This window comes from Streptomyces spiralis, from assembly GCF_014654675.1.
Classification (GTDB): Bacteria; Actinomycetota; Actinomycetes; order Streptomycetales; family Streptomycetaceae; genus Streptomyces; species Streptomyces spiralis.
The window spans coordinates 266-4924 of sequence record NZ_BNBC01000079.1 but is presented as its reverse complement, the minus strand read 5'-3'; the positions used below and the strand labels follow the sequence as shown (position 1 = coordinate 4924).

Below are 4659 nucleotides of genomic sequence, written 5' to 3'. Positions count from 1 at the left end.
TGCGCAGGGTGGCGGTGTCGGAGGTGTTGTTCCAGACGTAGTTGCGGCGGTCCTGGTAGAGGTCGTGGCGGGAGTCGCGGCCGATGCCGGTGTGGACGCGAACGGTGGAACGCCCGTCCAGGCGGTAGTGGTGGAAGGTGTAGGTGTGGCCGTCCCGGTCCGAGAGAGTCCACCCGTCCAGGTTCACCGTCCGGCGGGTGTTGTTCGTGATCTCCACCCACTCGGCGTTCAGCGAGCGGATCGAGCGGTTGTCACGGCCCGGGGAGTCGTACTGCACCCGGCTGATCTCCACACTCGGACCCTTCGCGCGGTGGTCGGCCGCGGACGCCGGCACAGCGATCGCCGCGGTCACAGCCGCGGCACTCAGCGCGGCGGCGGTCAGACGGCGGGCAGTGGCAGAAACGGTCACAGGAAGCCCCCTGCATCGTGCGGGCACAACCCCGCTCCGGCAGCATGAGGCCGCCCTCGGGGCTGGGCGATGTGTGGGTGCGCGACCGGTCGACCGCGCACCCACACCCTGCCCACCAGGTGCAATGGATGCGGGGGAAACATGAACAGTGTTACGGATCACCCATACTTCTGTGACTGTTATCTGTAACGTCCATTAATGCGCTGAATGCACTGAGTTGACGCCCCGCTAGACCGGAATATCTTGCAAGCACAGGCGTGTGGCATGTGCCCGCCAGGGCACGCCACCCAGCAGCGCCCGCGCCGTCACCCGAAAGTGAGTAACAGCATTCCGAAGTGAAGCAATGACCGGGACGTGCAAAACCGGCCCCCCTTACGAGGGACGGGGTTTGGGTCGAGCGCCGGGCAGGTCTTACCGCTGCATCTCCCCGTAGGAAGCGGGACGTCTTTCCTTGGACCACCAACGCTCAGCCCACCGCGCGGTAAGGCCTCCGCGGCCACGTGTACGTCCGGCATCCTCGGGTGGCTGCCGCCGCTCTCGTGCTCGCTCAAGCCGACGCCTCCGACCAGCCGGGGGTGCGGCTGTTCGCCTCATACGTCCGGTACTGGTTCGTCAAGGGGGGCGGGTATGGTGCCGACGAAGATCAAAGGGGAGGGGAACACAGCAGATGGGGAACCGCTTCACCCGGGGCGTGGCGGCAGTCGCAGGGCTTGTGCTCACGGGTACCGGCCTGACGACTGTAAGTGCCGCCCCGGCGGCCGCCAGCGCGTACGACTGCCCAGTGGGCTATTTCTGCGGCTGGTCGAACAAGACCGCTACGGGATCGATGTGGAAGACGAAGACGAGCGTCGCAGACCTGGGCGGATGGGACAACTCGATCCACGCGCTCATGAACCGTTCGAACTCGATCGTCTGTCTCTACGACGCGAAGAACTACGACACGTCAGGCGGCTACTGGGCCGAGCAGCCCGCCGGCCCCGAAGACGTGTACTACGAGAACCTGAGCGGGACGATCAGCTCGATCAAGTTCATCCGCACCGAGCGCGAGTGCGGCCACAACGCCTATCCGAGCTGGGTTGCCGAGACCTCGCCCAGGGCCTTGGGCTTCGGGGACATGAACGGCGATCGCAGGGCCGACGTGATCGTCCGCGACAAGGCGGGACGGCTGTGGTTCACACCGGGCGACACCACCGGCCACCTCATCGGCAGCGGCGGCTGGAACGCCATGAACGCACTCACCCGCCACGGCGACTTCAACCGTGACGGCCGCGAAGACCTCATCGCCCGCGAGGCGTCCACCGGCAAGCTGTGGCTCTACCCCGGCACCGGTACCGGCTCCCTCGGCACCCGCAAGCTCATCGGCTCGGGCGGCTGGAACGGCATGAGCAACATCACCGCCCTCGGCGACCTCACCGGCGACGGCCGCTCCGACCTCACTGCCGTCGAGAAGGCCACCGGCAAGCTGTACCTGTACCCGGGCACCTCGACCGGCACGCTTGGCTCACGCAAGCTCATCGGCACTGGTGGCTGGAACGCCATGAACGCCCTCGCCGGGGTGGGCGACATGAACGGCGACGGCCGCCCCGACCTCTACGCCCGCGAAGCGTCCACCGGCAAACTCTGGCTCTATCCCGGCCGCCCCGCTGCCCTCGGCGGACGCGTCCTGGTCGGCAAGGGCGGCTGGAACGGCATGGCGAACCTCATCGCCGTCGGCGACGTCTCAGGCGACGGACACCCCGACCTCGCCGCCGTGACCAACACGAAGAACACGATCGACGGCTACGCAGGCAGCGCCGGCTGGCTGTTCACCTACCAGGGGCAGGGCAACGGCCTCCTGGCAGGAGGCAAACCCACCGACGGCGAGTGGTGGGGTCTCAACGGCTTCTGCTGACCCTCCGTTATCTTCTTCGCGGTCCTGCAAGGGGACCGCTGGCCTCCGGGCCGGGCATGACTGTTCCCCCCTGTCGAACGGATGACCTGGGGGGGGTGGTGTCACCGGGCCCGGAGGCACCGACGGACCGCTGATGAGGGGCTTGAGCACGGCTTCACCCGAGCCGGAAGAGCCCTCCGTAACGTGAATGTGGCAGCTCGTGCCCTGGCAAGGCCCGGCGAAAGCGTGATGGAGTGGGCCTGCACGTGATCGACACCAGCGAACATCGACGTCTTCCTGGGCCTGGACGTCGGAAAGTGCGACACCACGCCACCGCTGTGACCCCGGCCGGGAAGAAGGCGTTCGTCAAGCGGCTTCCGAACACCGAGCCCAAGCTCCGCAAGCTGTACAGCGGCTGCTCGTCCGCGAAGTACTCGCCGATCGTGCGAGGACCAGACCGGATCCGGCGAGCATCGTCCTCCTGATCCCACCGGTCGATCACCGCGTTCAGCTCGGCAAGTGACTCGACCTCGGGGACAGGGACAAAATGGTTGCGGCGGACCAGCAGATCTGACCCTCGACGCAACCTTCACGTGGGCTCCGTGGTGCAGCGATCGTGGCCGGCCAAGAGCGGAGCCAGCGGTGCCTCGCGGGCATCTGATAATGCGCCAGCCACTGGGCTCTGCCATCCGGTAGCCTCTGCTGCCGACGCAGATGATCAACTCTGCCGCCGTTCACGGCAGTACGTCTGCCACCACCAGTCAGCTGAGGACACACATGCTCAGACGCAACCGTATCGGCCGAATAGCGGCCGTCGGTGGATCTCTCGGGTCGTTGATAACGGCCGCAGCCGGTGGCGCGGTGCCGGCTTCTGCTCAGGACATCGACGCGGTGCACGTCGGCAACGTCGTCCTACGTCCGTCAGACTCCTGGCTCACCGATGCGACCACTAGCCTGCCGTCCTTGAACGGCACCATGGTCTACGCCTTCGCCACCAAGCCCCTGACCGGGACGCCCGGCGACGGCGCAGGCTTGCCCGAAGGCGTGACGTTCGGGGACCCGGGCATAGCCTGCAAGCCCGCCCCGCAAGCCGCGGCCGTCTACCTGTGCCGCGTCGCCGGCACCGGCGCCCATGCAGCCCCGGTGCTCAGCATCTCGCCGCAGACCGCGGACAACACGAGCGGCTACTGGGGCGCGGTCTACGCCCCCGCCGGGTCCGACTTGAACGCTGCCATCCACGCCGCGCAGACCGCCGGTGCCACACCCGCGGACGGGAACCACGGCGCGGGCACCTTCACGGTCAAGACGCCCGAGCACGTCGCGCAGAACACCCTGTCCTTCACCGCTCCCGCCATCGAGTCCGGCAAGTCCAGCCCTCAGACGCTCCACGTCCACGCGGTCGACGGCGGACACCTGGATGTGTGGTTCGGGCCCGGGCCGGAGCAGTACGGCTGGAACAGCCACCACGTCGACATCCGCGTCACCGCACTGACCGCGGGAGCGACCGCTCAGTGCACCCACGGGACCCAGTCACTCAGCGAGGGCCTGGTCCTCATCCAATGCGACCTGCAGCCCGGTGACACCGACATCGTCTACACCCTCACCTCGGCGGCCGGCACCGAAAGCTGGAAGATCAACGCCCACGCCCGCTACAAGGTGTACTCCTACCGCACGGATTACCGGACCGCCGACGCCACCTTCGCCGTCGACGGGCCCCCCGTCCGCGAGCGTCACGTGCTCATGGGCCGCGACAGCACCGGCAACCTCTGGTACTACCACGGCACCGGCACCACCACCCCGACCTTCGAGCGCCGCAGTCTGATCGGCGGCGGCTGGCAGGGTTACAACGCGCTGACCAGGCTGTGCCCGCTGACCGATGACAAGCCCACCAGCGGTTTCGTGGCCCGCGACGGCAGCGGCGTCCTGTGGAGGTACAGCGAACCGTCCGCGACACGGAGCCGCGTCGGCGCAGGCTGGAACACCTACACCAGCCTGACCGGTGCCGGTGACCTCACCGGTGACGCCAAGGCCGACCTGGTCGCCCGCGACGCCTCCGGCACCCTCTGGCTCTACCGCGGCACCGGCAACACCACCGCACCCTTCGCCACCCGCACCAAGATCGGCGCAGGCTGGAACACCTACAACTCGCTGGCCGGATCGGACGACCTCACAGGTGACGCCAAGGCCGACCTGGTCGCCCGCGACGCCTCCGGCACCCTGTGGCTCTACCGCGGCACGGGCAACACCACCGCACCCTTCGCCACCCGCACCAAAATCGGCGCAGGCTGGAACACCTACAACCGGCTCGTCGTCACCGGTGACCTCACCGGTGACGCCAAGGCCGACCTCGTCGCCCGCGACGCCTCCGGCACCCTGTGGC

3 protein-coding genes and 1 pseudogene are annotated in these 4659 nt (G+C 67.9%); 3 read left to right on the top strand and 1 reads right to left on the bottom strand.

Going from position 1 to position 4659, the window contains the following annotated elements:
• A partial coding sequence (locus tag IE318_RS42120) for a lamin tail domain-containing protein (RefSeq protein ID WP_189908144.1) occupies window positions 1–409 on the bottom strand: 409 nt, incomplete at its 3' end.
• A gap of 667 nt (window positions 410–1076) precedes the next feature.
• On the opposite strand from IE318_RS42120, the gene IE318_RS42115 reads away from it, so the two are divergent.
• The 3 genes and pseudogenes from IE318_RS42115 to IE318_RS42110 all read left to right on the top strand — a co-directional run.
• Window positions 1077–2300: an FG-GAP-like repeat-containing protein gene (locus IE318_RS42115; RefSeq protein ID WP_189908143.1), complete on the top strand. Its 1224-nt coding sequence runs from the start codon at window positions 1077–1079 to the stop codon at window positions 2298–2300.
• A gap of 264 nt (window positions 2301–2564) precedes the next feature.
• A pseudogene (locus tag IE318_RS45835) lies at window positions 2565–2689 on the top strand (IS110 family transposase); the annotation flags it as partial.
• Window positions 2690–3242: 553 nt separating this feature from the next.
• Window positions 3243–4659, top strand: a 1417-nt coding sequence (locus IE318_RS42110) for an FG-GAP repeat domain-containing protein (protein WP_189908142.1), incomplete at its 3' end; no start/stop codon positions are given.

Excerpts from the sequence above, each read along its gene's own strand:
- IE318_RS42115 (WP_189908143.1), top strand. The coding sequence starts at position 1,077 with ATGGGGAACCGCTTCACCCGGGGCGTGGCGGCAGTCGCAGGGCTTGTG.